Genomic DNA, 23,757 nt, shown 5'->3' with positions numbered 1-23,757 from the left:
AGTGATCTTCTGAGCAATTGGGCGAATGGAACGCGATCGACGGCCTGAAGGATATCCTGTGGAAAGATGAAGCATATCATCCAGCACGGCCTCCCGATCCTGGTGCTATTGGGCGCACTCCTGTTGCGGATCGATGATCCTGCCTTTCTGTCCGAAATCAGGTTGCGTACCTTCGATGTGTTCCAACGCATAAAACCACGCACCTATACCGATACGCCCGTCAGGGTGATCGATATCGACAATGAAAGTTTGCAACGCTATGGGCAGTGGCCCTGGCCGCGCAGCCGCACGGCCGAACTGTTGCACCGTCTGACCCAGGCCGGTGCCAGGGCCATCGCGCTTGATATTGTCTTTTCCGAGCAAGATCGTACGGCGCCGCGCAATGCCCTGGCCGGCTGGGGTATCGCAGAAGATGACCCGCTCGCGCGGACCATCGAGCAGCGTGTGATGGACCCGGACAAAATCTTTGCCGACGCCGTCAAATCGACCCCCAGTGTTCTCGGCTTCATCCTAGTCAACGATGTGGACGAGGGTGGTGCCATGCCCAGGCGCAAGAGCGGCATGGCCGTTACCGGTGCCGCCGCCGGTCGCGATCCGCGCAACTTCGTCCGCCGCTTCAATGCCGCCATCGCCAGCTTGCCGGACTTTCAGGCCAATGCCCGTGGTCAAGGCAGCATCAACGTCTTTACGGAGGGCGACGGCATCGTGCGGCGCTTGCCTCTGCTGATCAACGGGCGCAATACGCTCTATCCCAGCCTCGTCGCCGACACGTTGCGGGTCGCGCAAAAGGCGTCGACCATTGTCGTCAAATCTTCGGGTGCCGCCGGTTACACAGCTTGGTGGCAGCAGCTTGCCGGCGGCCTGGTGGATGTCGAAGGTATCGCCGAAGTGAAAATCGGGGCGATGAAACCGCTGACGGACGAGCATGGTCAGATCTGGCTCTACGACAGCGGCCGGATTGCGCAGAGGACTATTCCGGCTTGGCGCATTCTTGAAGGCGAGCCGATCGATCTGGCCGGTACCATTCTGTTCGTCGGTACCTCCGCGCCGGGCCTCCTTGATCTTCGCTCGACGCCCAACGACCCGGTAACGCCCGGGGTTGAAATCCACGCGCAGATCACCGAGCAAATCTTGACCGGGATCTCCCTCAATCGTCCCTATTGGACGATTCTGCCTGAGCTGGGCTTTCTGATCGTGCTGGGAACCGCTATGATCGCCTTGTTGCCGCGCGTGGGGCCGGCCGGATGCGCGGCGTTGGGGGCACTGGCCATGACCATCGCCATCGGCGCGGCCTGGTATGCCTTCAAGTTGGAAGGCCAGCTGTTCGACCCCATCTATCCAAGCCTCGCCGTGCTGCTGGTCTTCATTACCGGCGCCATGTCTTCCTACTTCCGCTCTGATACCGAGCGGCGCTCGGTCAGAACGGCCTTCAGCCACTATCTTGCACCGGAGATGGTGGAACAGCTGGCTGCGGATCCAGACAAACTGCGTCTGGGTGGCGAAATGCGGTTGGTAACCATCCTATTTTGCGACATTCGCGACTTCACCAGCATCTCAGAGCGCACCGAGCCCGAGGCGTTGACCCAGCTCCTCAACCGGTTCCTGACGCCGATGACCGATGCGGTGCTCAGTCATGGCGGCACGATCGACAAATATATCGGCGATAGCATTATGGCGTTCTGGAACGCGCCTCTCGATGATGCTGATCATGCGACGCACGCCTGTCTAGCCGCGCTCGACATGCGCCGCAGGCTCGCCTTGCTCAATGCCCAACTGGAACTTGAAGCCGAGGCGAAAGGCGTCCCGCATCGACCGTTGCGCATGGGCATCGGCATCAACTCGGACGAATGCCTCGTGGGAAATCTCGGTTCGCAGCAGCGCTTCAGCTATTCCGTGATCGGCGATGGTGTGAATTTGGCTGCGCGCATCGAGGGGCTATCGAAGCAATTCGGGGTCGACATTGTCGTAGGGCGCGCCACGGCGGCCCTTGCCCCCGGCTTTGCGACGCTTTCCTTGGGCGAAGTCACTGTGAAGGGTAAGGCGGAAAGTGCCGAGATCCTGGCATTGATCGGTGATCCGACCTTGACCTCGGGCTCGGTATACAGCGTGCTCGTCCCAATCCTCAACGATATCGTGCAGGCGGTCGCGGCTGGCGAAACGCGTGCGGCGCTGGGCCGGCTCAACGCATGCCGGGAAGCTGCGGTGGACGCTGGACTCGCTGCGCTGATCGATCACATCGACAACAGCATCGCGTTGATGCCGGCAGTGGAATAGAGGCCGAGGGAAGTATTCCTGGGGAATAAAACCAGGCGGGAATAAGACGGCCAAGCGGAATAGATAGGGTCTCGGAATCGTTCTTTCCAAAGCGATGCGGAAGGTGGCGAGATCCCATGAATCTCCTTAAAAACCCACGGAATTGTCGACTGTCCGCCCCGGGCAAATGGGCTGCGCGTCGGGCATTCCTGCGCGATGAGCAAGGCGCAGCGGCGATTGTCGTCGGCCTGTCTTTGGCCATGCTCGTTGGCATGGTCGGCTTCGGCGTTGAGGTTGGCTCCTGGTACGCCACGAAGCGTCACAACCAGACTGCTGCGGATGCGGCGGCGCTGGGTGCCGCCTACAACATGTACAAGACCGGCAATGCCGACCATGTGCAAAGCTCGGCAGAAACCGATGCGGCACTCAACGGCGTCGAGGTCGGCGACGATGTCACCGTTACGGCTGTCTCTCCGCCCACCAGCGGCAATTATGTCGGCAAGACGAGCGCCGTCGAAGTGACCATCGTCGAGAGCCCGGAGCTGTTGTTCACGTCTTTGCTCGGCAGCGCTGTCGATCTCAGCGTTCGTTCCGTGGCCGAGGTGAAGATCCTGGGCGAGGCCTGCGTGCTGTCGCTCTCGCCCTCCGCCCCGATCGGTATCCAGCTTTCCGGCAGTGCCAATATGCATCTCGACGGATGCGGCATGTTCTCGAACGCCACGTCGGCCACGTCGATGACGACGGCGGGTGGTGCCCAATTGCAGGTCGTCGCCGACTATTTCGCCATGGTTGGCGGTTACAAGGCGAACGGCAGTGCCGATCCGGTTCTCGACACCGAGCCGCCGCTCACTGGTCAAGCCCCGATGCAGGATCCGTTCAAGGATCTGCTCGATGTGCCGGCACCGGGCGCCACGAAGAGCGATCCCAAATTCGGCAAGAACGATACGTGGGAAGGCGCTGTCGGTTCCGCCAATGCCCCTTATTTCTCCAGCGGTCTGACCTTCGGCAGTCAAGCCAATGTCACCATTCCAAGCTCTGTCCGCGAGGTCTATGTCAAGGGCGAGATGAAGATCAATGCCGGTGCCAAGGTCAGTTGCACCTGCACTTTCGTTCTGACGGATTCAAGCTCGAAGGTGACGATCAACGGCAATGCCGATGTGCAGGTCAAGGCACCCGATTACGGCTCCAGCCCGGCACCCCGCTATGGCGGCATCGCCTTCTACAACGCGGCAGCGAGTTCTACGACGACTTCCTCCTTCTCCGGCACCGGTAATACGGCCATCGAAGGCGTCCTCTATTTTCCCAATCAGGAAATCGACTATCGCGGCACCAGTACGGGGGCGGTCAAATGCACCCGCATCATTGGCAAGAACATTGTCTTCACCGGCGACACGAACGCCCAGCTGACCGGTGGCGGCGCGAACTGCCCAAAAAAGAACCCCAATGCGGACCTCACAGCGAAGTCCGTGCCGGTTCTGGTGGAGTGAGTCTCATGCGCAAATTCGTCACTGGGTTAAAGCGCTTTCTGCGTGACAATAGCGGCAGTCCGGCGGTCGAGTTCGCCCTGACGGCGCCGATTCTTCTGATGCTCACCTGTGGTCTGATTGATTTTGGTCTGGCTGTCCGCGCGAAGTCCGATATCGAGGCGGCCGCGCGCGCCGGTCTGCAAAAGGGCTTCGGCAATATCTGGGACAAGGATGCGATCTCGGTGGCGGTCAAGAACGCGTACTCGACCGACACGGCCAAGCAGGACAATGTCACGGTCGACAGTTTCGCGAGCTGCTATTGCGACGGCTCCATGACCGGCTCGGGCGATAGCTGCACCAAGACCACGACCTGCGGCGGCGGTGGCTATCCGGACTATTACCTGACCGTGAATGTCACTGAGCAGTACAGCATGCTGCTCGACTATTTCCTCTTCCCGGACACCCTGTCGCTCTCCGCCAACGCGATGGCGCGGGCCCAGCCATGAAGCGTCGGCACGGTTTCCGCCGGGACAGTCGCGGCCTCATCTCGGTCGAATTCGCGCTCATTGCCCCGGCGCTCATCCTCTTCCTGCTCGGCATCATCGAGTGGGGGCGCTACATGTACGCCTACAACACGCTGGAATTCGGCTGCGCCCAGGCCGCGCGCTGGGGCGTGTTCCATATCACCGGCACCGCGTCGGCGATTGAGGATTATGCCAAGCAGGAGATGGTCGGCATCACGCCCGGCACGGTCAAGGCCACCATTGATGCCGATACGAACACGGTCGAGGTAACGGCGGAGATGACCTTCGTCTTCATGACCAGCGCGGTGGCGCCGGTGCCCAGCCTGAAGATCACCGCTCGCGCGAAGATGTGAACGGCTCGGGACTTAACCGAGCTCCACCCACTTTCCGCTGCTGGCTGATTCCACGATGCCGTGGAGCACGCGCTCGATCTCCATCGCCTGCGGAATGCTGGGATAGGCGGCAGCCCCGCCGCCCAACGTTTCCAGCAGCAAGGCAACTTCGATGATCTTCAGATCGTTGAACCCGATGCCGTGCCCCTTGGCCGGCGAGAACTTGCCATAGAAGGGATGCTCCGGCCCGATCGGAATGCGCCGATAGCCGTTCGTGGCCGGATCGTCGCTCTTCTTCGAATAGATCTGCAATTCGTTCATCCGCTCGTGATCGAGCAGGATCGATCCTTCGGTGCCGAAGATCTCGAAAGCCAGATGCGCCTTGCGGCCCCAATGGGCACGGCTGGTGATCAATGTTCCCATGGCGCCCCCTTTGAATTGGACGAGGGCGTGCGCGGTGTCTTCATTCTCCACCTTGCGCATTTCGCCGGTTGTGGCCACGGCCGAGCCGTCGCGCTTCTCGGTGCCGTCGCCGGCCGACGGCACGGGGCGCTTTTCGATAAAGGTCTTCTGGTCGGCAACCACGCGCGTGATCGGGCCGACGAGATCGCGCGCGACGCTGACCAGGTGCGAGGCCAGATCGCCAAGCGCGCCGAAGCCCGCCGTGTCCTGGCGGCAGCGCCACGAGAAGGGCGTGCTGGCATCGGCCATGTAATCCTCGTCGCAGATGCCGTGGAAATAGGTGACGTGGCCGATGGCGCCGTCGGCGATGAGTTTTTTGGCATAGGCGATGGCAGGCGAGCGCAGGTAATTGTAGCCGACCAGGCTCTTGGTGCCGGCCTTGCCGGCGGCGGCGACCATTGCTTCGGCGGATTTGAGGTCGGCCGACAGCGGCTTTTCGCAATAGACATGTTTGCCGGCGGCAAACGCCGCGATGGCGATGTCGGCATGAAGCGCGTTGGGCGTGGTGATGGCGACCAGCTCGATCTCGGGATCGGCGATCAGTTCCTGCCACGAGCCGAGTGCCTTTGCAAAGCCGAACCGCTTCGCCGTTGCCTGCGCCGCGGCCAGATTGATGTCGGCGATGGCGACCAGGCGGACGTTGACCGATGTCCCGAAGATCAGCGGTGCTGATTGAAAGGCCATGGCGTGGGCCTGGCCCATGAAGCCCGTGCCGACAATGCCGACGCCGATCGATCGAGACATGTTTTTACTCCTGACTGCGAATGGGATGCCTAGCGGATAAGAAAACCGGCGGGCTGTCGAGGCCCGCCGGTTGCGACAAATCGACTTCTTGGGTTAGCGGATGCCCTGCTTGCTCAGTTCCAGCACGGTCTTGGCATCGGCCTTGGTGATGAACGAGGGACCCGTCCGCACGGTGTCGGTCGGGAAGGTGCCGTACATCGCCTTGGTGGTCAGAAACACGACCGGCAGATAGCCCATCATGTATTGTTGGTTGTCGATGCCGAACATCATCTCGCCCTTGTCGATGGCGGTCAGCACGTCGGGCGACAGGTCGAAGGTGCCGAACTTCATCTTCGACAGGGTTCCCAGTTCGCGCAGCCGGTTGAGGATCGGCGAGGCGACGGTTGGCCCCAGGGTGAGGAGGCCGGTGGCGTCCGAATGGGCGCTGAGGTAAGCCTCGACGCGGCCGGCCGATTCGGTCGGGTCCATCGTCGTTGCCAGCACTTCAACCTTGCCGCCGCTTTCGGCGAGACCGTCGGTGTAGCCTTGGCAACGCTGATCGAGGCTGACATTGCCCACTTCATGGTTGATGCAGACGCCGAGCTTGACGCCGTTTTCGCCCATCAGTTTGCCGGCCCGCTTGCCGTTCTCATATTCCGAACCGCCGCCGACATAGAGGTCGAGCTTCCATTCGACGGCCTGATCCTCGCCGGAATCGATCACGACGATCGGGATGCCGGCATCCTTGGCACTCATGACCGATTGCTTGAGACCCGCCGCGTCGGGGATCGAGACGACGATGCCATCGGGCTTCGAGGCGACGGCGGCGTCGATCATCTGGGCCATCTGCACGACGTCCCAGACTTCCGGGGCGTGATATTCGACTTGGGCGCCCATCGCCTTGGCGGCGGCTTGGACGCCGTTCTTCACAACCGACCAATAGACGTCATTGGCCTGGCCGTGGGTGACGAACACGATACGGACATCCTTGGCTTCCTTGGCCTGGGCCAGGGCATCGCCTGCCCACAGCAGCGAAGTTGCCATGGAAAGAGCCGTGATGACCGATTTTAATCCGAACATGCGCATGCCTACCTCCCTTATATACGTTGCCCATCGGGTGCTGTTGTCGGTTACGCTTGGTGAACGCCTCGCAATTTCCGCGCTTCTTCTTGTTGGACCCCTTGGTTTCGCCGTTGGGGCCTTAGTGAACGACTTTCTCTTTCTTTCCGGCCCGCATCCGGTCGCGGAAGCCGCGCATGCCCAGCAATTCGCACCCCGCCAGTAGCGGACCGGTGAAGTGCGGATCTTGGAACAGCGCGAATTCCTCGGTGCGGATGTGCGATGATTTCGGCTCGATCGCCTCGATCTCGCCCGGCGCATTGAAATGCATGGCAAGGAAGGTGAGACCCGGCTCGATCCGCGCCATCAGCGCGTCATAGGCGGGGCGCGCCGCGCCATTGCGGCCGAACGGTGTTTCCAGGACCTGATCGGCCGGGACGATTCCAGCCGTCTCGGCAAGCGCCAGGGCGCGCGCCATCGGTGCCGTGTCGCTGAGATCGCCCAGATTGTGCCGCGGATCGTAATCGGCATAGGAGCGCGTCAGCAGCGCAGGCAGCGCGTAATCCAACGCCACCTTCACATAGGTCTCAACGAATTCCGGGCAGATCAGCGCGCCCATATGGCTGTCGACATGCGTCACGTCGATGCCGGCGGCGATCGCCGCGTCGATCTGGGCGCGCAGCTCCGTCTCGACCGCCTCCGGCGCGGCGCGGCGGCGCAACTCACCGACGGTCCGCCAGCAATAGCCGTCATCGTCGGCAAGGCCGGCGGCGCGGCTGGTTTTGGTGAGCGGCCGCCAGCGATAGAATGATTTTTCCGCGTTGAGCGTCAGATGGACGCCGATATCGAGCTCCGGATGCTCGGCCTGCATCGCGGCAATTTCCAGGAACCAGGGGCAAGGCACCATGACAGAGCCCGCCGTGCAGACGCCACGCTTGGAAAGATCCAGAAAAGCCGCGTTGGCGCCGTGGCACATGCCGAGATCATCCTCGTGCACCACAATCTGCTTCGCGGCCGCTTGTTGCTGCTGCATGTTGAACCGGTCTCCCCGCCGTCTGCGCCCACAAGTTCTCGCGCCCGGTCTTCGTGCCGCATTGCGAAAACTTATTCTGTCGGCTGGACGATACAGAAATTTTGTTCCATTATCAACAGAGCATTTAAGTATTCATTCCGGCGTTGGATTGGATCGCCGCCAGGCACTTGATTTCGCGGGTGGCTCGCGGCATTAGCACGGCGCCCCCGGAATTGGACGGGGCCAGGAGAAACGTGTGGAACGCAATTACGAATCATTGAAGCAGGAAATCGCCGAGCGGCACGACCAGTTGCCCAAGCGTTTGCTGCAGATCGCCCAGTTCACGATGGAGCAGCCGGATTTCGTGGCGCTCGAAACCGTGGCCAACATCGCCGACAAGGCCAAGGTGCAGCCATCGAGCCTCATCCGCTTTGCCAAGCTGTTCGGCTTCGACGGCTTTTCCGACATGCAGCAGGTTTTCCGCTCGCGCCTGATCGACCGGGTCGTCAGTTACGGCGAACGCATCCGTGCCGCGGAATCCGACGATGCGGTACCACCTTCCGACAATGTGCTCGAACAACTCATTGCGGCCGATGCGAACTCGCTTGAACGCCTGCGCCGGGACGTGCCGCCAGCCGATCTTGAGCGCGTGGCGGAACTCCTGGCCAACGCGCGCATTGTCGGCGTCACGGCGCAGCGACGCTCCTTTCCGGTGGCGTCCTATCTTTCTTATGCGCTGTCGCATCTTGGCCAGCGCGCCGTGCTGCTCGACAGCATCGGCGGCATGAGCGGCGAGCAGGCGCGCCTCCTCTCCGCGGGCGATGCCCTCATCGCCGTGAGCTTCACGCCTTATGCGCCGGAGACGCTGTCGGTCGTCGGCCAGGCCAAGGCGCAAGGGGCCAAGATCATCGCCATCACCGACAAGGGGCTGAGCCCCCTGGTCTCGCTCGCCGATATCCGCTTCGAGGTGGAGGAGGCGCAGATCAAAGGCATCCGCTCCCCCACCGCGACGACCTCCCTGGCAGTGGCGATCATTCTCGCCCTCGGCCACCGCCTCGAAGCGGCCGCTCTCAAGCGGCAGCCAAGCGGCCGATCGAAGCGATAAGGGCCATATCTTTGCGCGCGTGCGCGATCCCGGTCCTCACCGGTGCTCCTTCTGTGACCGCTGCGTGGAAACCCTCCAGTTCCGCGATATATGGCTCGACATAGCCATCGCGGATCTCGGCCTGCTCATAGCGATGACCGTCGGATCGTTGCACGATGAGCCGCGTCGGCTGATGGTTGAGATAGGGCGCCGGGAAGATCAGTTCCAGGATCCGGTCGTCGAAATGGATCGCCACGCGCTCGCGATACTCGGCGAGATGTGGCACGTTGAGATGCGTCAACTGCCACAGCGCTTGATCGTTGTTGATGCGCAGGGTGGCGCTGGCACCTTCGGCATCGGCAAAGACCTGCGCTGCGACCGCTTGCACATCCTCGATGCCCATGTGATCGAGAAGGCCGTGCACCAGGTTGAAATCGTGGACCAGGCTTGAACAGAAGGCGCCGGTATAGCCGCGGAAGACCGCGCCGCTGATGCTGCGGCCGAGGGCCGCCGTCACTTGCCGCTGCGTCTCCGCGCGTCCTTCCGCGATCATCTCCGCCGTCACGTCATCGCTGGGGCGATAGAAGTGATGGCCCATCTGGTAGACTGCGTCGGGTTCCGTTTTCTCGACCGAGATGTAGCGCAACCGTGCGCCCATGCCTTCGACCAGGGAAAGGGCTGCGAGATAGCTGGTGTCGAATCGCTTCATATAGGCGACCTGCACGAGCCGGCCTGCCGCATTCTGCGCGTGGGCCAGGCGGTCGGCATCGGCTGGGTCATAGCAGAGCGGCTTTTCCGCCATCACATGAAGGCCGGCTTTCAAGGCCTTTTCGACGGCGCTCACATGGCAGAAGTCCGGCGCCGCGATGAGCAGCGCATCGAGTTTGCGCCCGAGCAGGGCATCAAGCGAAGGGTCGGTCGCAACACCGAAACGGCTCTCGATGAAGGCGCGTGCCTTGGAACTGGGGTCGGCGACGGCGACCAGATCGAACTTCTCGCGCAGGTGCAGCAGATTGGGCACATGCTCCACCTGCGCCACCATGCCGGCGCCGAATACTCCGATACGCAAACGAGTCATAGCGTCTCTTCCCATTTTGTCGGCCGCAAAACGCGGCGCGCGATTTTTGTTGAAATTTGGAAATTTTGTTCCATCATGGCCAGTAAATAGAAACGACAGCCGCAAATCAAGCGCGACACGCATTGCGGCAGACAGGGGAGCATATGATGAGCCAGCCGGAAAATCCCGCCGCCGCGGTCCCGATTCAGGCGGCGCCGGTCCAGGCCGCACAGGTTCAGGCAGTGCCGGGCAGTGCCCGGGGGGACGAGCGGCTGCGGCACGTCTCAACCTGGCGCAAGGTGATGACTCGGCCGGAACTCGGGTCCATTGCCGGCACCATCCTCGTCTTCATCTTCTTCCTGATCGTCGCCGGCGATTCCGGCATGTTCAGCGCCAAGGGCATGATGAACTTCCTCGAAGTCTCGGCCCAGCTCGGCATCCTGGCGGCGGTTGCCGCCCTCCTGATGATCGGTGGCGAGTTCGACTTGTCCGTGGGCTCGATGATCGCCTTCTCCGGCATGGTCATCGCCATTCCCTCATTGATCTGGGGCTGGCCGCTCTGGGCTTGCATCCTCTTCGCCTTCGCCTTGTCGGCGCTCATCGGCTTTATCAACGGCCTCATCGTCGTGCGCACGGGCCTGCCGTCCTTCATCGTTACTCTGGCCGGTCTCTTCGTGCTGCGCGGCCTCACCCTGGCGCTCACCCGCGCCATCACCAACCGCACCCAGGTATCGGGCGTTTCCGAGCTGGTCGCCACGGATCCGATCGGCCATTTCTTCTCCGGTGACGTGCTTCAAGGCTTCTTCCAATGGATGGCCAGCGTCGGCTGGATCGAGGCGCGCGCCGATGGCCTGCCGCTCGCCACGGGCCTGCCGGTTTCAGTGGTCTGGTGGGTGGGCCTCACCGCCCTTGCCACCTGGATTCTGCTGCGGACACGCTTCGGCAATTGGATCTTCGCGACCGGCGGCGATCCGGTGGCGGCGCGCAATGTCGGCGTGCCCGTGGCGCGCGTGAAAATCCTGCTCTTCATGGCGATGGCGATGACGGCGACCCTCTTCGCCGCGATCCAGGTGCTCGATTCGGGTTCCGCCGACACGCTGCGCGGCACGCAGAAGGAATTCGAGGCGATCATCGCCGTGGTCGTCGGCGGCACGCTGCTCACGGGCGGCTATGGTTCGGCGGTGGGGGCTTCCTTTGGCGCGCTCATCTTCGGCACCGTGCAGATGGGCATCTTCTATACCGGCGTCGACACCGACTGGTTCAAGGTCTTCCTCGGCATCATGGTTCTGGTCGCCGTTCTCTTCAACAATTACGTCCGCAAACGCGCGACGGGCTCGCGGTGAGGTGAATCATGACCCAAGCCATGACTGAATCGACCCCCGTTCTCGCGCTGCAGAATGTCAGCAAGTTCTTCGGCACCGTCATCGCCCTGCGCGATGTCTCCATCGCGGCCAAGGCCGGCGAGGTGCTGTGCCTCCTCGGCGACAATGGTGCCGGCAAATCGACGCTGATCAAAACCTTGTCCGGTGTCCACAAGCCCAGCGAAGGCAGCATCCTCATCGACGGTGCGAAGGTCGAACTGGAATCGCCGCGCGATGCCCTCGATCGCGGCATCGCCACCGTGTTCCAGGACCTCGCCACCGTGCCGTTGATGAGCATCGCCCGCAATTTCTTCATGGGTCGCGAGCCGACGACGGGGAAGGGGCCGTTCCGCCGCCTCGATTGGGATTTCATGTGCAACACCACGCGTGACGAGATGGCCGACCTCGGCATCGACGTGCGCGATCCGACCCAGGCCGTGGGCACGCTCTCGGGGGGGGAGAGGCAATGCCTCGCCATTGCCCGCGCCGTGCATTTCGGCGCCCGCGTGCTCATCCTCGACGAGCCGACCTCGGCACTCGGTGTCCATCAGGCCTCCGTTGTGCTCCGCATCATCGTCCGCGCGCGGGCGCGGGGTCTTGCCGTCATCTTCATTACGCACAATGTGCACCACGCCTATCCCGTCGCCGACGAGTTCACGATCCTCAATCGGGGCCGATCCGTCGGCACCTTCCGCAAGGCCGACGTATCGCGCGATGCCGTTCTTGAGATGATGGCGGGCGGCAAGGAACTGGTCGATCTCGAAGCCGAGTTGAAGGCGGCGAGCGCCGCATGAAGTTCCCCTCCGCATCCGAGCGCAAGCTCGACATCATCACCCTCGGTCGCTCCTCCGTCGACCTCTATGGTCAGCAGGCCGGTGGCCGGCTCGAAGACATGGCGTCGTTCGCCAAATATGTCGGTGGCTGTCCCACCAACATCGCCGTCGGTGCCGCGAGGCTGGGCCTGCGCTCGGCCGTCATCACACGCGTGGGCGACGAGCATATGGGCCGCTTCATCCGCGAGCAATTGCAGGCCGAAGGGGTCGACGTGCGCGGCGTCGCCACCGATCCCACGCGCCTGACCGCCCTCGTCATCCTCGGCATCCGCGACAAGGAACATTTCCCGCTTATCTTCTATCGCGAGAATTGCGCCGACATGGCGCTCGAAGCCGATCAGATCGACCCCGCCTTCATCGCCGAGGCGCGCGCCGTCCTGGTGACGGGCACGCACCTTTCCAAGCCCAATCTCGCGGCCGCCAGCCGCCGCGCCATGCAGCTCGCGCGCGGGAACAAGGCCGTCACCATCCTCGACATCGATTACCGCCCGGTCCTCTGGGGCATCGGCGGTCACGGCACGGGCGAAGTGCGCTTCGTCGACAGCGCGGCGGTCAGTGCTCATCTGCAATCGATCCTCTCCGATTGCGACATCGTGGTGGGAACCGAGGAGGAGGTGCACATCGCCGGCGGTTCGACCGACACGCTGACTGCGTTGCGCAACATCCGCGCCAAGACACCAGCCCTCATCGTCATGAAGCGCGGCCCCCTGGGTTGTGTCGCCTTTCCGGGCGCCATTCCGGCCTCGGTCGACGGCGCCCTGGTCGATAACGGCTTCCCGGTCGAAGTCTACAATGTGCTGGGGGCCGGCGACGGCTTCATGAGCGGGCTCCTGCGTGGATTGCTCGGTGGTGAGAGCATCCCAGCGGCGCTGCGCATGGCCAATGCCTGTGGCGCCCTGGTCGTCTCGCGCCACGGCTGCGCGCCCGCGAGCCCCACATGGCGCGAACTCCGCCATTTCCTTGATCGTGGCAGCACCTATCACGCGCTGCGCAAAGACCCGATCCTTAACGATCTCCACTGGGCGACCACGCGGCGCCATGTCTCGCCGGAGATCTGCGCGCTGGCCTTCGATCACCGCGTCCAGTTGGAACGCCTCGCCGGTCAGGTGGGTGCCTCGCAGACCCGCATCCCGGTCTTGAAGCGGCTCATCTATGACGGTGCCGCCAAGGCTTTCGGCGACGATTCCGCCTTCGGCATCATCCTGGACGACCGTTTTGGCGATGACGTGCTGGCCCATGCGACGGGGCGCGGCCATTGGATCGCGCGGCCGGTCGAACTCCCCGAGCAGATCCCGCTCGTCTTCGAGAACGGCCGCGACATCGGCAGCGTGCTGCGCGAATGGCCGCTCGAACATACGGTGAAGTGTCTCGTCTACCAGAAGCCGGATGACGCCCCCGCGATCGCGGGACCCCAGGAAGATCGCCTCCTCGCCTTGTTCGAAGCCTGCCGTGCCACTGGCCATGAACTCCTGCTCGAAATCATCCCCGATAAAAGCAAACCCGGCGATGGGGCGATGGTCGCCGCCATGATCCGCCGCTACTATGAGGTCGGGCTGAAGCCGGATTGGTGGAAGCTCGCGGCACCGGACGATACGACTGGCTGGGCGGCGATCACCGACGCGGTCACATCCCACGATGCCGATTGCCGGGGCGTGCTGCTGCTGGGCCTCGATGCGCCGGAGCCGGATCTGGTGCGGACTCTCACGGCCGCCGCTGCGCAGCCGATCTGCAAGGGCTTCGCCATCGGCCGCTCGGTCTTCTCGCAGCCGGCCGAAAGCTGGCTGCAGAACCGGCTGAGCGACGCCGAATTCGTGGCCGAAGTGGCGGCGCGCTATCGTCGCCTGATCGATGTCTGGCGCGGCGCCCGAAACGGCCGCAGCGCTGTTGCTTGAAGGACCGTCTCTCCATGAAGACCATCCGATTGACAATGGCCCAGGCCCTGCTGCGCTATTTCCGCGCGCAGGAGGTCGAGATCGACGGCGTGCGCCAGCCCATTCTGGCTGGCATGTTCGCGATCTTCGGGCACGGCAATGTGGCGGGCCTGGGTGAAGCGCTGGCCGATGTCGCCGACAGGTTCCCGACCTATCGCGCCCAGAACGAACAGGCGATGGCCCACGCCGCCATCGCCTTCACCAAGGCGCAGAACCGCCGCCGCATCCTCGGCTGCACAACCTCGGTCGGGCCGGGCGCCACCAACATGGTGACGGCCGCCGCCGTCGCCCATGTCAACCGCCTGCCGCTGCTGCTGCTGCCCGGCGACATCTTCGCCAACCGCCGACCCGATCCGGTGCTGCAGCAGATCGAAAGCTTCCAGGACGCGACCCTCTCCGCCAACGATTGCTTCAAGCCCGTCTCGCGCTATTGGGACCGCATCACGCGGCCCGAACAGCTGCTCGCGACCTTGCCGCAGGCCATCCGCGTGCTGACCGATCCGGTCGAATGCGGTCCGGTGACGCTGTGCCTGCCGCAGGATGTGCAGACCGAGGCCTTCGACTATCCCGCCGCCTTCTTCGAGACGAAGCTGCACCATTGGCGCCGGCCGTCCCCGGACACAATGGAACTGGCGGCAGCCCTCCAGGCGCTGAAATCCGCTAAGGCCCCCCTCGTCATTGCCGGCGGCGGCGTCAAATACAGTCTCGCCGGCGACGCCTTGTGCAAGCTCGTCGAGAGCTACGATCTGCCGCTTGCCGAGACGCAGGCGGGGAAAGGCGTGCTCCCGTGGGATCATCCGCTGCAGATGGGCGGTGTCGGCGTCACCGGCTCCAGTGCCGCCAACGATCTGGCCCGCCATGCCGATTGCATCCTCGCCATCGGCACGCGCCTCCAGGATTTCACCACCGGCTCGCACGCCCTCTGGGGTGGCGGGGCCAAGCTCATCCAGCTTAACACGACCCCCTTCGACGCGGTGAAGCAGGGCGCGCTGCCGCTCGTCGCCGATGCCAGGGCCGGGATCGAAGCGCTGCAGGCGGGGCTCGAAGGCTGGAAAGTGCCCGGCAGCTGGTCCCTGAAGGCGCAGCAAGGGGCGAAGGCCTGGAACGATGCTGTGTCGGCCCGTACGGCGCCGCGGCAATTGAGCGGCAATGCCCTCCCTAGCGATGCCGAGGTGCTGGGTGCCGTCAACCGCACGGCTGCGCCGGAAGACATCATGATCAACGCGGCGGGCGGCATGCCGGGCGAGCTCCACAAGCTGTGGCGCGCGCATCGGCCGGAGGGCTATCACCTCGAATACGGCTATTCCTGCATGGGCTACGAGATTGCCGGCGGCCTCGGCATCAAGCTGGCGCATCCGGATCGTCGCGTCATCGTCTTCGTCGGCGACGGCTCTTACCTTATGATGAATTCCGAGATCGTCTCCTCGGTGATGATGGGGGCGAAGCTCGACATCGTCATCACCGACAATAGCGGTTTCGGCTGCATCAACCGCCTGCAGCAGGCGTGTGGTGGCCGGCCTTTCAACAACCTCTTTGAAGACGTGAAGCGCGTGCGCGACGTCAAGATCGACTTCGCCGCCCATGCCGCGGCGATGGGCGCCGTCGCCGAGAAGGTGAACTCGATCGCCGATCTCGAAGCGGCGCTCACCCGCGCCAAGGGCCACGACCGGACCAGCGTCATCGTCATCGATACCGACCCCCTGGATTCGACACCCGATGGCGGCGCCTGGTGGGACGTGCCGGTGCCGGAAGTCTCGACGCGGGCGCAAGTCGATGCTGCGCGCGCCAAATACGAAAAAGCCCTCACCGGGCAGAAGTAAACACACCAACCCCAACGGAAAAGAAGATCATGACCGTCACACTCGGCATCAACCCTATCGGCTGGACCAACGATTGCATGGCCTGGCTCGGCGATCTCATCCCCTTGAACACGCTTCTGTCGGAAGCCCGCGCCGCCGGTTTCAGCGGTGTCGAGCTGGGGCGCAAATATCCGAAGGAACCGAAGAAACTCAAAAGCCTTCTCGACAAGCATGATCTGACGCTCGTTTCCGGCTGGTATTCGGCGCGCCTCCTTGAACGCGATACCAAGGCCGAGATTGCCGCGATGCAGGACCATCTCGCCCTCATGAAGGGCTGTGGCGCAAAGGTCATGGTCTTCGCCGAAACCACCGGCGACATCGTCCTCAATGTTGCCGCCGGCTTCTCCCAGCGCCCGAAGGTCAGTAGCGCCGCCGAGTGGAAGAAGCTCGGCCAACGCATGAATGAGGTCGCCGATTACATGCTGGGGCAAGGTGTGCAGATGGCCGTCCATCACCATATGGGAACGCCGATCGAGAGCCAGCAGGATGTCGACCGGCTGATGGAGAACACCAATGCGGCGGTCGGTCTCCTCCTCGATACCGGCCACATGACGGTGGCGGGCGGCGATCCCGTGGCGGTCGCCAAGAAGCACGCCAAGCGCATCAAACACGTCCATTGCAAGGATGTGCGCCGCTACGCCCTCGAAGCCTGCCGCAGGCGCGACACCAGCTTCTCCGAGGCGGTGCTGTGCGGCCTCTTCACCGCGCCCGGTGACGGCATTGTCGATTACGCAAAGGTGCTGGGGCACCTCTCCAAGGCCGGCTACAAAGGCTGGCTGGTGCAGGAGGCCGAGCAGGATCCCCGCCTGTTCAATCCCCGGGTCTATGCCGAACTCGGCAATGCTCATTTGCGTGCGACGGCCAAGGCTGCCAAGCTCAAAGTTGTTGGCTGAAAGAGAGAGCCGATCATGCCCCAGCGCGACCTCCTGGTGAAGGCGAAGGCCCCGGACGAAGCGGGACGCGTTCATCACATCACTCCGCAAAGTGCCGGCTGGGGCCATGTCGGCTTCGATCTCTATCGGTTGAAGAACAAGCAGACCCTCGATCTGCCGGCGGACGGGCGCGAGCATTGCCTCGTCCTCGTCGCCGGTAAGGCCGATATCAGCGCCGGCAACGAGGCCTTCCGCAATATCGGCGAGCGCAACTCACCCTTCGAGGGGAAGGCGCCATATTCCGTCTACGCGCCCGCCGGCATTCCATGCTCGGTCACGGCCATCGGCGATGTCGAACTCGCCATCTGCTCGGCGCCCGGCGGCAAGGGCAGCTCGCCCGTGCGCCTCATCGCGCCCAAGGATGTTGGCTATGAGGAACGCGGCAAGGGCTCGAACATCCGCCACGTCTACAACATCCTCCCCGAGACGGCCGCCGCCGACAGCCTGCTGGTGGTTGAAGTGGTGACGCCCGGCGGCAATTGGTCGTCCTACCCGCCGCACAAGCACGACACGTCGGCGGCACCGACCGAGACCAAGCTCGAGGAAACCTATTACCACCGCCTCAACCCGTCCCAGGGCTTCGCCTTCCAGCGCGTCTATACCGACGACCGTTCCATCGACCAGACGATGGCGGTCGAGGATGGCGACGTGGTGATGGTGCCTGAAGGCTATCACCCGGTCGGCGCCCCACATGGCTACGACCTCTATTACCTCAACGTCATGGCCGGCCCGGAACGCCGCTGGTGCTTCAAGAACGACCCCCAGCACGAATGGATCGTGAAGAAATAGGGGGGCGCTAGGGTAAAAATCCAATCGCGACGAAGGGATAGGGTTGGGAGGGGCGGCTGGGACGGCTGGCCGCGGCGCGTCGGCGCGCGCGTGCGATGTTCGTTGACAAATACCGGGTCGGATGGGCAAGTAGACCTCTGATTTGTTAGAAATTCGTCTCTGCTCCCAACAGGTTGCCGGAAATGCTTGGTTCGGCAGCAGACCGCGCCGCCGATAGCCTTATGCCGCAAACCGTTACCCCAGCCGCTGCAACCTCGCCACAGCCCCTCCGATTGGGGGTCATCGGTTCCAGTCCGGGTAACGGGCACCCCTATTCCTGGGCAGCGATTTGCAATGGCTATAACGACAAGGCGATGGCCGATTGCCCCTATCCGGGCATTCCAGCCTATCTCGCCCAACGCCGTTTCCCCGAGGACCGGCTGAAGGCGGTGGCCGTCACGCATCTGTGGACCCAGGATCCTGCCCAGTCGCGCCATATCGCGGCCGCGAGCCTGATCCCGCAAATTGTCGAAAATCCCGAGGATATGATCAGCGCCGTCGACGGGCTCCTGCTGGCGCGGGACGATGCCGAGAATCACCGCCGGTTCGCGCTGCCCTTTTTGCGGGCGGGCCTGCCGGTCTGCATCGACAAGCCGCTGGCGCTCAGCCGTCAGGTGGCTGACGAATTGCTGGCCGAGGAACGCTATCCCGGCCAGATCTTTGCCGGGACGGCGGTGGCCTGGGCGGCCGAGATGACCCTTTCGGCAGAGGAACGCCGGCAACTCGGCGGCGTCCGCCATGTCAGCGGCGTCACCCCGAAATATTGGGACACGTACGGTGTCCACATCATCGAGCCGGCGCTGCAATTGCTGGGGCTCGAGCGGGCGCCGGACGAACTGATGGCAACCGGGCACGGCACCGTCCGGCTGGTGAACGCCGTCTGGCATGATGAGGGTTTTAGCGCTCAATTTGCCGCGATGGGCGGCCTCAATGCCCCGATCGCCTTGACCGCGCATGGCGAGACAGGCCATCGTCAGTTGGTCTTTACCGATTCCTTTTCTGCGTTCCGCAATGCGCTCGAACAATTCTGCGAGGGCGTGCGTCACCGGGAGCGCCGCTTCAACCTGGCACGGACCTTGGCCGTGACCGACATTATCGAGCGCGGACGGGCGCAGGAACTACGCGCATGATGATTCCTGACAGCATTGCCATCATTCCAGCGCGCGGCGGATCGCGCCGCATCCCCAGAAAGAACATCGCCGAATTCATGGGCAAGCCGCTGATCGCCTGGTCGATCGAAGCGGCCCTGAAGAGCGGTCGCTTCGAGACCGTGCTGGTCGGCACCGACGATCCCGAGATCGCCGAGATCGGCCGCGCCTATGGGGCGAGCGTTCCGTTCCTGCGGCAGAAGACCGGCGACGATCATTCGCCGGTGTCGCTTGCGACCATCGAGGCGCTGGAGCAATACGCGGCCTGGCGCGGCCGGCCGGCCGAACTGGTGATGCAACTGCTGCCGACCTGTCCCTTGCGCAACGAACAGCATGTGCGCGACAGTCTCGATGCCTTCCATCGCGGCTATGCCGATTTCATGTTGAGCTGCACCGATTACGGTCCCTTGAACCCCTGGTGGGCGATCTCGATCGCCCAGGACGGGACGCCGCGCCCGCTGCATCCGCAGGCGATGACGACGCGCTCGCAGGATCTCGAAACGGTCTATTGCCCGTCGGGCGCCATCTGGATCGCCCGGGTGCCGGCGCTCCTGCAATCGCGCACCTTCTATGGTCCGGGCCATCGCTTCTGGGCGATGGATTGGCGCGACGCGATCGATATCGACACGCCCGAGGATATCGCCCTGGCCGCCGCTCTTGCCACGAAGGCCTAAACCCAGGCGATGCCGTTCAGCGATCTAGCATATGCCGCGCGCGCCGCGTTCGATCATGCCAGCGGCCGGCTCGACAAGGCGGCGCGTGAAGTTGCCGACGCGATCAAGTGGGGCGATTGGCGTCCCGGCCGGCCGACCGTCCTCTGCCTCGAGCGCGCGCTGTTTGCCAAGGACATCGCCGAACTCAAGAAGCGGACCGATCTCAATCTGCCCTGCATCCATGTGAACGCGGTCAAGGCGCCGCAGGAGAAATGGGTGGGCCCCTTCTGGCGCCGTCAGGCGTGGCTCTGGCACGATCTCAACGCGCATTTGCCGCGCACCCGCGACCGTCTCGAAGCCTTCGGCACGGCCTTTCTCAAGGCGGCCGGCGCGCGCCATCCGATCGATGCGGTCGCTGCCGCCAACACCGACTACTGGCAGGATGAAGCCGTGCGCATGGGATGCCGTAAGCTGGGCATACCTTTCATTGTCCTGTCGCGGGAAAGCTACGGCATCGGCCGCGGCCGCGAGTTCGTGTCCAAGAACTACAAGGATGGAAACTTCTACTTCAACGGCACCGGCTGTGCCGTCGCGTCCGAGGTTTGCCGCCAGTTCATGCTCGGCCAGCCGGCGATGCGCGATGCCGCGATCTCGGCCACCGGCTGGCCGCGCTACGACGCCTGGCGCGATTATCCGGTCCCGCCGCTCTCCGAGCGGCGCTGCATCACGCTGATGGCCTATGGCGACCCGATCCAGGTCCAGTATGCCGCCGCCAATTTCCGCGACGTCCTGCAGGTCTTTGCCGCCGCGGCTGAGCGGCAAGCGGCCTTGCCACCGGCCGAGCGGCTGCGCTTCGTCATCAAGATGAAGAAGCGCAACGAGGATGGTTACATCCGCGACATCCGGCCCGATATCGATGAGCTGGGCATCGAAATCGTCGCCGATACGCCGCTGCCCGAGATCGTGACCAATTCCCGGGTCATCATCGGCTTCAACACCCTGGCCGTACTTGAGGGTTTGCTCGGAAGCTGCGCTGTGGTAGTCCCGGTCTGGAGTGATTCCGAGCGCGACCCGTCTGCCAGTCTCCTGCACCCCGGCAATGCCGATGATGCCGGGGTCTGCTACTTCCCGCGCTCGATGGCGGAACTCGACGCCCTGCTCAAGGAAGCCGAGGCGGGCCAACTGGCCCCCAAAGGCACGCTGGAGCAACGCCTGGCGCGGTTCAGCCGTCATTCCCTGGTCGAAGCGGATACCACCGCCTCGGCCCGGTTCGAGACTTTCGTGCGCTCGCTGTTGGCGCCAGGATCGGGGAATTGACACAAAGAATGCGCGCCATCGTTACCGGGACCGGCAGCATCGCCAAACGCCATCTGCGCAATCTGCGCCAGCTTTTTCCGGACGCCCGTCTGGTCGTGGTCGAGCGGCTGGCCGGCGCGGTGATCCCGCCTGAAATCGACGCGCTGGTGGCCGAGCGGTACAGCGATCTCAACGCGGCGCTCGAAACGCCGGCCGACCTGGCGGTGGTCGCCACCCCGGCGCCCTATCACGTGCAGCAGGCGATTGCACTGACCCAGCGCGGGATTCCCACCCTCATCGAAAAGCCGCTTGGCGCCGACACCGCCGAATGCGCGCCGCTCCTCGCCATCGACGCGGCGGGCAAGGCGCCGATGCTGGTCGGCTACTGCCTGCGCTACCATCCGGTCTTCCAGGCGCTCGAGAAAGCCTTGGCCGACAAGGTGATCGGCCGCGTCTACAACCTGCGCGCCGAAGTGGGCCAGTATCTTCCCAATTGGCGGCCCGGCACCGACTATCGCTTCGGTGTCAGCGCGCAGAAGATTCTGGGCGGCGGCGCCCTCATGGAACTCAGCCACGAGCTTGACCTGGTCCGCGCCCTGCTCGGGACCCCGCACGCGGTCACCGCCGTGCTCGCGCGCATCAGCGAACTTGAAACCGATGTCGACGACGTGGCTGAGATCATCACGCGCCATCGCTATCACGGGCAGGAGGTCGTGGCCTCGGTCCATCTCGATCTCTATCGCCGGGTGCCGCGTCGTTTCATCTATATAGACGGCGATACCGGCAGTCTGGAGCTCGATTTCGTACAGGCGAAGCTCACGCACCGGCCGCTGGGCGGCGAGCCCAGCTCCGTCGGCGCGCCGGACGGTTTCGCCATCAATGAAGTCTATCTCGACGAATTGCGCGATTTGACGGCCGGTCACGGCAAGCCGCGCGTCGGCCTCAGGGACGGTTTCGAAACCATGCGCATCGTCGAGGCCGCCGCAACGTCCGCGCGCGAGGAGCGCACCGTCCGCCTCGGCTGAGGCGCCGGTTTTCCGGGGGTTCCCGGCGTGGTTTAATGCCCGCCAGGGATTATGCGAAGGAAGCTGGCGGCGGATGCGCGCGTTCGACCTCATCATCTTCGATTGCGACGGCGTGCTGATCGACAGCGAGGTGCTGGCCTGCGAAGCCGTGCGGCAACAGCTCTCCCGTCACGGTATCGATCTCGCCCATGCCGACATCATGGCCCGCTTCCTGGGGCGGAGCTTTGCCGAAGTCCAGCGCTACTATGAGGCGCATTGGAGCCAGCCGCTGCCGGCATCCTTTGTCGCCGCGCTGCGTGACGAGATGCGCTTGGCCTTTACCGAGCATCTGGCAGCGATGCCCTATGTCTCGACGCTGCTGCAGCATCTCGACATTCCTTTTTGCCTCGCCTCGTCGAGCGATCCGGAGCGCGTCGAATTCTCCTTGCGCTTGGCGGGTCTTTACCCCTACTTCAAAGGCCGCATCTTCACCGCAAGCGAGGTGGCGGCCGCGAAGCCGGCGCCCGATCTCTTTCTGCTGGCGGCGAAGCGCATGGGGTGCGATCCCGGGCGCTGCCTGGTGATCGAAGACAGCGTCAGCGGCATCGAGGCCGCGAAGGCGGCGGGAATGAGCGTCTGGGGATTTGTCGGCGGCAGCCATCATGCCGGTGAAGCCAGTGTGGTACGCCTTGAGTGGGCCGGGGCCGCGCGCATCTTTGCGCACATGTCCGATATAGAGGCCGCACTGCGGTTCAACGAGGGTTGATCATGGCGATCGGCGATGGCGACAATTCCAGGCTCGACGATGCCGCGCGCGCGGGCTGGCTCTATTACATCGCCGGCCATACGCAGGACGAGATCGCCAAGAAACTCCATGTCTCGCGCGCAACCGCACAGCGTTTGGTTTCGCTCTGCCTCTCCGAACGGCTGATCACCTTCCGCCTTGAACATCCGATTGCCGCCTGCATGGAACTGGCGCGGCGCCTCAAGGATCATTTCGGCCTCAAATATTGCGAAGTGGCGCCGACCGATCTCGCCAACCCCGCCAATCCGGCGGGCATCGCCGAACGCGCGGCGGCATTGCTCGAACAGACCTTGCGCTCGGAAAAGCCCGTCATCATCGCCATCGGCACGGGCCGTATCATGCGCGCCGCCGTCGAACAGCTGACGCCGATGGACTGCCCCAACCACCAATTGGTCTCGCTGGTCGGCAACATCTCGCCCGACGGCTCGGCAAGCTTCTTCGATCCCCTGGCGCGCCTCGCCGATCTCACCAAGGCGAGGCATTATCCGACACCGCTTCCCGTCATCGTCGGCAGCGATGGCGAATGCCAGCAATTGCTGCGGATCTCGGCCGTCGCGCGCGTGCGCGCCATCGCCGAGAATGCCGATTTGCGTCTCGTCGGCATCGGCCAGATCGACCAGGGGGCGCAGCTCCATGTCGACGGCTTCATCTCGCGCGAGGAACTCCTCGAACTGATGCGCCTCGGCGCGGTCGGTGAAGTGACCGGCTGGGCCTTCGATGCGGCCGGCAAGGTCATCGACGCCGGCACCAACCGCCGCGTCACCTCGGTCCCCTTGCGCGTCCCCGCCGAGGCCCTCACCGTCGGCGCCGCCTTCGGCCCCGGCAAGGTGACGGCCATGCGCGCCGCCCTGAAAGGCCGCATCCTCAACGGCCTCATCACCGACGAAACCACCGCGCAAGCCCTCCTGCGCTGAACGAGCTTGGCGGTTTCCGAACAAGTTCCTATTTTGTTCTTGACAAAGAACTAGGAATGTTGTACTAATAGAGCTGTGCACACACATCACCCTGGCTCCCCATCCGGAGCCGCTCGGTTGTCCCTCGGCGCAAGTCCAGCGATGGGCGCAGGCCGAATGCATCGGCCCCTGTTTGAGAGGGGCAGGCTTGGTCGGCGGCCACAAGGCCCGATCCCCCGGAT

General features: G+C 63.7%; 21 protein-coding genes. 17 read left to right on the top strand and 4 right to left on the bottom strand.

Annotation, left to right across the window (positions count from 1 at the left end):
• Window positions 1-66: 66 nt before the first annotated feature.
• From ACE3PP_RS16180 to ACE3PP_RS16165, 4 genes are all read left to right on the top strand, one after another.
• Window positions 67-2,274 (top strand): CHASE2 domain-containing protein, encoded by a 2,208-nt coding sequence (locus ACE3PP_RS16180; protein WP_374384145.1) that lies wholly within the window; start codon window positions 67-69, stop codon window positions 2,272-2,274.
• 116 nt (window positions 2,275-2,390) lie between these two features.
• Window positions 2,391-3,740, top strand: a complete 1,350-nt coding sequence (locus ACE3PP_RS16175; protein ID WP_374384143.1) for a pilus assembly protein TadG-related protein — start codon at window positions 2,391-2,393, stop codon at window positions 3,738-3,740.
• A 5-nt stretch (window positions 3,741-3,745) separates the two neighbouring features.
• Window positions 3,746-4,225: a TadE/TadG family type IV pilus assembly protein gene (locus ACE3PP_RS16170; RefSeq protein WP_374384141.1), complete on the top strand. Its 480-nt coding sequence runs from the start codon at window positions 3,746-3,748 to the stop codon at window positions 4,223-4,225.
• Window positions 4,222-4,596, top strand: a complete 375-nt coding sequence (locus ACE3PP_RS16165) for a TadE/TadG family type IV pilus assembly protein (protein WP_374384139.1) — start codon at window positions 4,222-4,224, stop codon at window positions 4,594-4,596. The genes ACE3PP_RS16170 and ACE3PP_RS16165 overlap by 4 nt, the downstream gene beginning before the upstream one ends.
• Window positions 4,597-4,608: 12 nt before the next feature.
• Here the strand turns inward: ACE3PP_RS16165 and ACE3PP_RS16160 are convergent, their stop codons facing one another.
• The 3 genes from ACE3PP_RS16160 to ACE3PP_RS16150 all read right to left on the bottom strand — a co-directional run bounded on the left by ACE3PP_RS16160 (window position 4,609) and on the right by ACE3PP_RS16150 (window position 7,852).
• Window positions 4,609-5,781 (bottom strand): Gfo/Idh/MocA family protein, encoded by a 1,173-nt coding sequence (locus tag ACE3PP_RS16160; protein ID WP_374384137.1) that lies wholly within the window; start codon window positions 5,779-5,781, stop codon window positions 4,609-4,611.
• 93 nt (window positions 5,782-5,874) lie between these two features.
• Window positions 5,875-6,840, bottom strand: a complete 966-nt coding sequence (locus ACE3PP_RS16155; protein WP_374384135.1) for a sugar ABC transporter substrate-binding protein — start codon at window positions 6,838-6,840, stop codon at window positions 5,875-5,877.
• 121 nt (window positions 6,841-6,961) lie between these two features.
• Window positions 6,962-7,852, bottom strand: coding sequence for a polysaccharide deacetylase family protein (locus ACE3PP_RS16150; RefSeq protein ID WP_374384133.1), 891 nt, complete (start codon window positions 7,850-7,852; stop codon window positions 6,962-6,964).
• Between the two features lie 235 nt (window positions 7,853-8,087).
• Between ACE3PP_RS16150 and ACE3PP_RS16145 the strand changes: the two genes are divergently transcribed.
• Window positions 8,088-8,936, top strand: a complete 849-nt coding sequence (locus ACE3PP_RS16145) for a MurR/RpiR family transcriptional regulator (RefSeq protein WP_374384131.1) — start codon at window positions 8,088-8,090, stop codon at window positions 8,934-8,936.
• Here the strand turns inward: ACE3PP_RS16145 and ACE3PP_RS16140 are convergent.
• On the bottom strand, window positions 8,902-9,993 hold the full coding sequence (locus ACE3PP_RS16140; RefSeq protein WP_374384129.1) for a Gfo/Idh/MocA family protein: 1,092 nt from the start codon (window positions 9,991-9,993) through the stop codon (window positions 8,902-8,904). The two genes, ACE3PP_RS16145 and ACE3PP_RS16140, sit on opposite strands and share 35 nt — an antisense overlap.
• A 146-nt stretch (window positions 9,994-10,139) precedes the next feature.
• Between ACE3PP_RS16140 and ACE3PP_RS16135 the strand changes: the two genes are divergently transcribed.
• From ACE3PP_RS16135 to ACE3PP_RS16080, 12 genes are all read left to right on the top strand, one after another.
• Window positions 10,140-11,315 carry an ABC transporter permease gene (locus ACE3PP_RS16135; RefSeq protein WP_374384127.1) on the top strand — a complete coding sequence of 392 codons (1,176 nt, stop codon included), beginning with the start codon at window positions 10,140-10,142 and terminating at the stop codon, window positions 11,313-11,315.
• Window positions 11,316-11,323: 8 nt separating this feature from the next.
• The gene (locus ACE3PP_RS16130; RefSeq protein WP_374384125.1) at window positions 11,324-12,127 is read left to right on the top strand and encodes an ATP-binding cassette domain-containing protein; all 804 of its coding nucleotides are present in this window, start codon (window positions 11,324-11,326) and stop codon (window positions 12,125-12,127) included.
• Window positions 12,124-14,058 (top strand): 5-dehydro-2-deoxygluconokinase, encoded by a 1,935-nt coding sequence (gene iolC / locus ACE3PP_RS16125; protein WP_374384123.1) that lies wholly within the window; start codon window positions 12,124-12,126, stop codon window positions 14,056-14,058. The genes ACE3PP_RS16130 and iolC overlap by 4 nt, the downstream gene beginning before the upstream one ends.
• 14 nt (window positions 14,059-14,072) lie before the next feature.
• Window positions 14,073-15,917, top strand: coding sequence for a 3D-(3,5/4)-trihydroxycyclohexane-1,2-dione acylhydrolase (decyclizing) (iolD, locus tag ACE3PP_RS16120; protein WP_374384121.1), 1,845 nt, complete (start codon window positions 14,073-14,075; stop codon window positions 15,915-15,917).
• Window positions 15,918-15,946: 29 nt separating this feature from the next.
• A complete protein-coding gene (iolE, locus tag ACE3PP_RS16115) occupies window positions 15,947-16,849 on the top strand; it encodes a myo-inosose-2 dehydratase (RefSeq protein ID WP_374384119.1) in 903 nt (300 codons plus the stop codon).
• A gap of 15 nt (window positions 16,850-16,864) precedes the next feature.
• Window positions 16,865-17,677, top strand: a complete 813-nt coding sequence (iolB, locus tag ACE3PP_RS16110; RefSeq protein WP_374384118.1) for a 5-deoxy-glucuronate isomerase — start codon at window positions 16,865-16,867, stop codon at window positions 17,675-17,677.
• Window positions 17,678-17,898: 221 nt separating this feature from the next.
• Complete coding sequence (locus ACE3PP_RS16105; protein WP_374384116.1) at window positions 17,899-18,846, top strand: Gfo/Idh/MocA family oxidoreductase; 948 nt, start codon at window positions 17,899-17,901, stop codon at window positions 18,844-18,846.
• On the top strand, window positions 18,843-19,538 hold the full coding sequence (locus tag ACE3PP_RS16100; RefSeq protein ID WP_374384114.1) for a cytidylyltransferase domain-containing protein: 696 nt from the start codon (window positions 18,843-18,845) through the stop codon (window positions 19,536-19,538). Before ACE3PP_RS16105 ends, ACE3PP_RS16100 begins: the two co-directional genes overlap by 4 nt.
• A gap of 9 nt (window positions 19,539-19,547) precedes the next feature.
• Window positions 19,548-20,834 carry a hypothetical protein gene (locus ACE3PP_RS16095; protein WP_374384112.1) on the top strand — a complete coding sequence of 429 codons (1,287 nt, stop codon included), beginning with the start codon at window positions 19,548-19,550 and terminating at the stop codon, window positions 20,832-20,834.
• Between the two features lie 8 nt (window positions 20,835-20,842).
• Window positions 20,843-21,838, top strand: a complete 996-nt coding sequence (locus ACE3PP_RS16090; RefSeq protein WP_374384110.1) for a Gfo/Idh/MocA family protein — start codon at window positions 20,843-20,845, stop codon at window positions 21,836-21,838.
• Between the two features lie 73 nt (window positions 21,839-21,911).
• Entirely contained in the window at window positions 21,912-22,583 is a 672-nt protein-coding gene (locus ACE3PP_RS16085; RefSeq protein WP_374384108.1) for an HAD family hydrolase, read from the top strand.
• Between the two features lie 2 nt (window positions 22,584-22,585).
• Complete coding sequence (locus tag ACE3PP_RS16080; RefSeq protein WP_374384106.1) at window positions 22,586-23,536, top strand: sugar-binding transcriptional regulator; 951 nt, start codon at window positions 22,586-22,588, stop codon at window positions 23,534-23,536.
• The last annotated feature ends 221 nt before the right edge of the window (window positions 23,537-23,757 follow it).

The sequence above is a fragment of the Dongia sp. genome, assembly GCF_041910485.1.
Classification (GTDB): Bacteria; Pseudomonadota; Alphaproteobacteria; order Dongiales; family Dongiaceae; genus Dongia.
Note: the sequence above shows the minus strand (reverse complement) of the source record. Positions and strands in the feature narration are given on the sequence as shown.

Coding starts and splice junctions, on each gene's coding strand:
- ACE3PP_RS16175 (WP_374384143.1), top strand. CDS start 2,391: ATGAATCTCCTTAAAAACCCACGGAATTGTCGACTGTCCGCCCCGGGC.
- ACE3PP_RS16165 (WP_374384139.1), top strand. CDS start 4,222: ATGAAGCGTCGGCACGGTTTCCGCCGGGACAGTCGCGGCCTCATCTCG.
- iolB (WP_374384118.1), top strand. CDS start 16,865: ATGCCCCAGCGCGACCTCCTGGTGAAGGCGAAGGCCCCGGACGAAGCG.
- ACE3PP_RS16090 (WP_374384110.1), top strand. CDS start 20,843: ATGCGCGCCATCGTTACCGGGACCGGCAGCATCGCCAAACGCCATCTG.
- ACE3PP_RS16100 (WP_374384114.1), top strand. CDS start 18,843: ATGATGATTCCTGACAGCATTGCCATCATTCCAGCGCGCGGCGGATCG.
- iolD (WP_374384121.1), top strand. CDS start 14,073: ATGAAGACCATCCGATTGACAATGGCCCAGGCCCTGCTGCGCTATTTC.
- iolE (WP_374384119.1), top strand. CDS start 15,947: ATGACCGTCACACTCGGCATCAACCCTATCGGCTGGACCAACGATTGC.
- ACE3PP_RS16170 (WP_374384141.1), top strand. CDS start 3,746: ATGCGCAAATTCGTCACTGGGTTAAAGCGCTTTCTGCGTGACAATAGC.
- ACE3PP_RS16180 (WP_374384145.1), top strand. CDS start 67: ATGAAGCATATCATCCAGCACGGCCTCCCGATCCTGGTGCTATTGGGC.
- ACE3PP_RS16135 (WP_374384127.1), top strand. CDS start 10,140: ATGAGCCAGCCGGAAAATCCCGCCGCCGCGGTCCCGATTCAGGCGGCG.
- ACE3PP_RS16160 (WP_374384137.1), bottom strand. CDS start 5,781: ATGTCTCGATCGATCGGCGTCGGCATTGTCGGCACGGGCTTCATGGGC.
- ACE3PP_RS16150 (WP_374384133.1), bottom strand. CDS start 7,852: ATGCAGCAGCAACAAGCGGCCGCGAAGCAGATTGTGGTGCACGAGGAT.
- iolC (WP_374384123.1), top strand. CDS start 12,124: ATGAAGTTCCCCTCCGCATCCGAGCGCAAGCTCGACATCATCACCCTC.
- ACE3PP_RS16140 (WP_374384129.1), bottom strand. CDS start 9,993: ATGACTCGTTTGCGTATCGGAGTATTCGGCGCCGGCATGGTGGCGCAG.
- ACE3PP_RS16105 (WP_374384116.1), top strand. CDS start 17,899: ATGCCGCAAACCGTTACCCCAGCCGCTGCAACCTCGCCACAGCCCCTC.
- ACE3PP_RS16085 (WP_374384108.1), top strand. CDS start 21,912: ATGCGCGCGTTCGACCTCATCATCTTCGATTGCGACGGCGTGCTGATC.
- ACE3PP_RS16130 (WP_374384125.1), top strand. CDS start 11,324: ATGACCCAAGCCATGACTGAATCGACCCCCGTTCTCGCGCTGCAGAAT.
- ACE3PP_RS16095 (WP_374384112.1), top strand. CDS start 19,548: ATGCCGTTCAGCGATCTAGCATATGCCGCGCGCGCCGCGTTCGATCAT.
- ACE3PP_RS16080 (WP_374384106.1), top strand. CDS start 22,586: ATGGCGATCGGCGATGGCGACAATTCCAGGCTCGACGATGCCGCGCGC.
- ACE3PP_RS16155 (WP_374384135.1), bottom strand. CDS start 6,840: ATGTTCGGATTAAAATCGGTCATCACGGCTCTTTCCATGGCAACTTCG.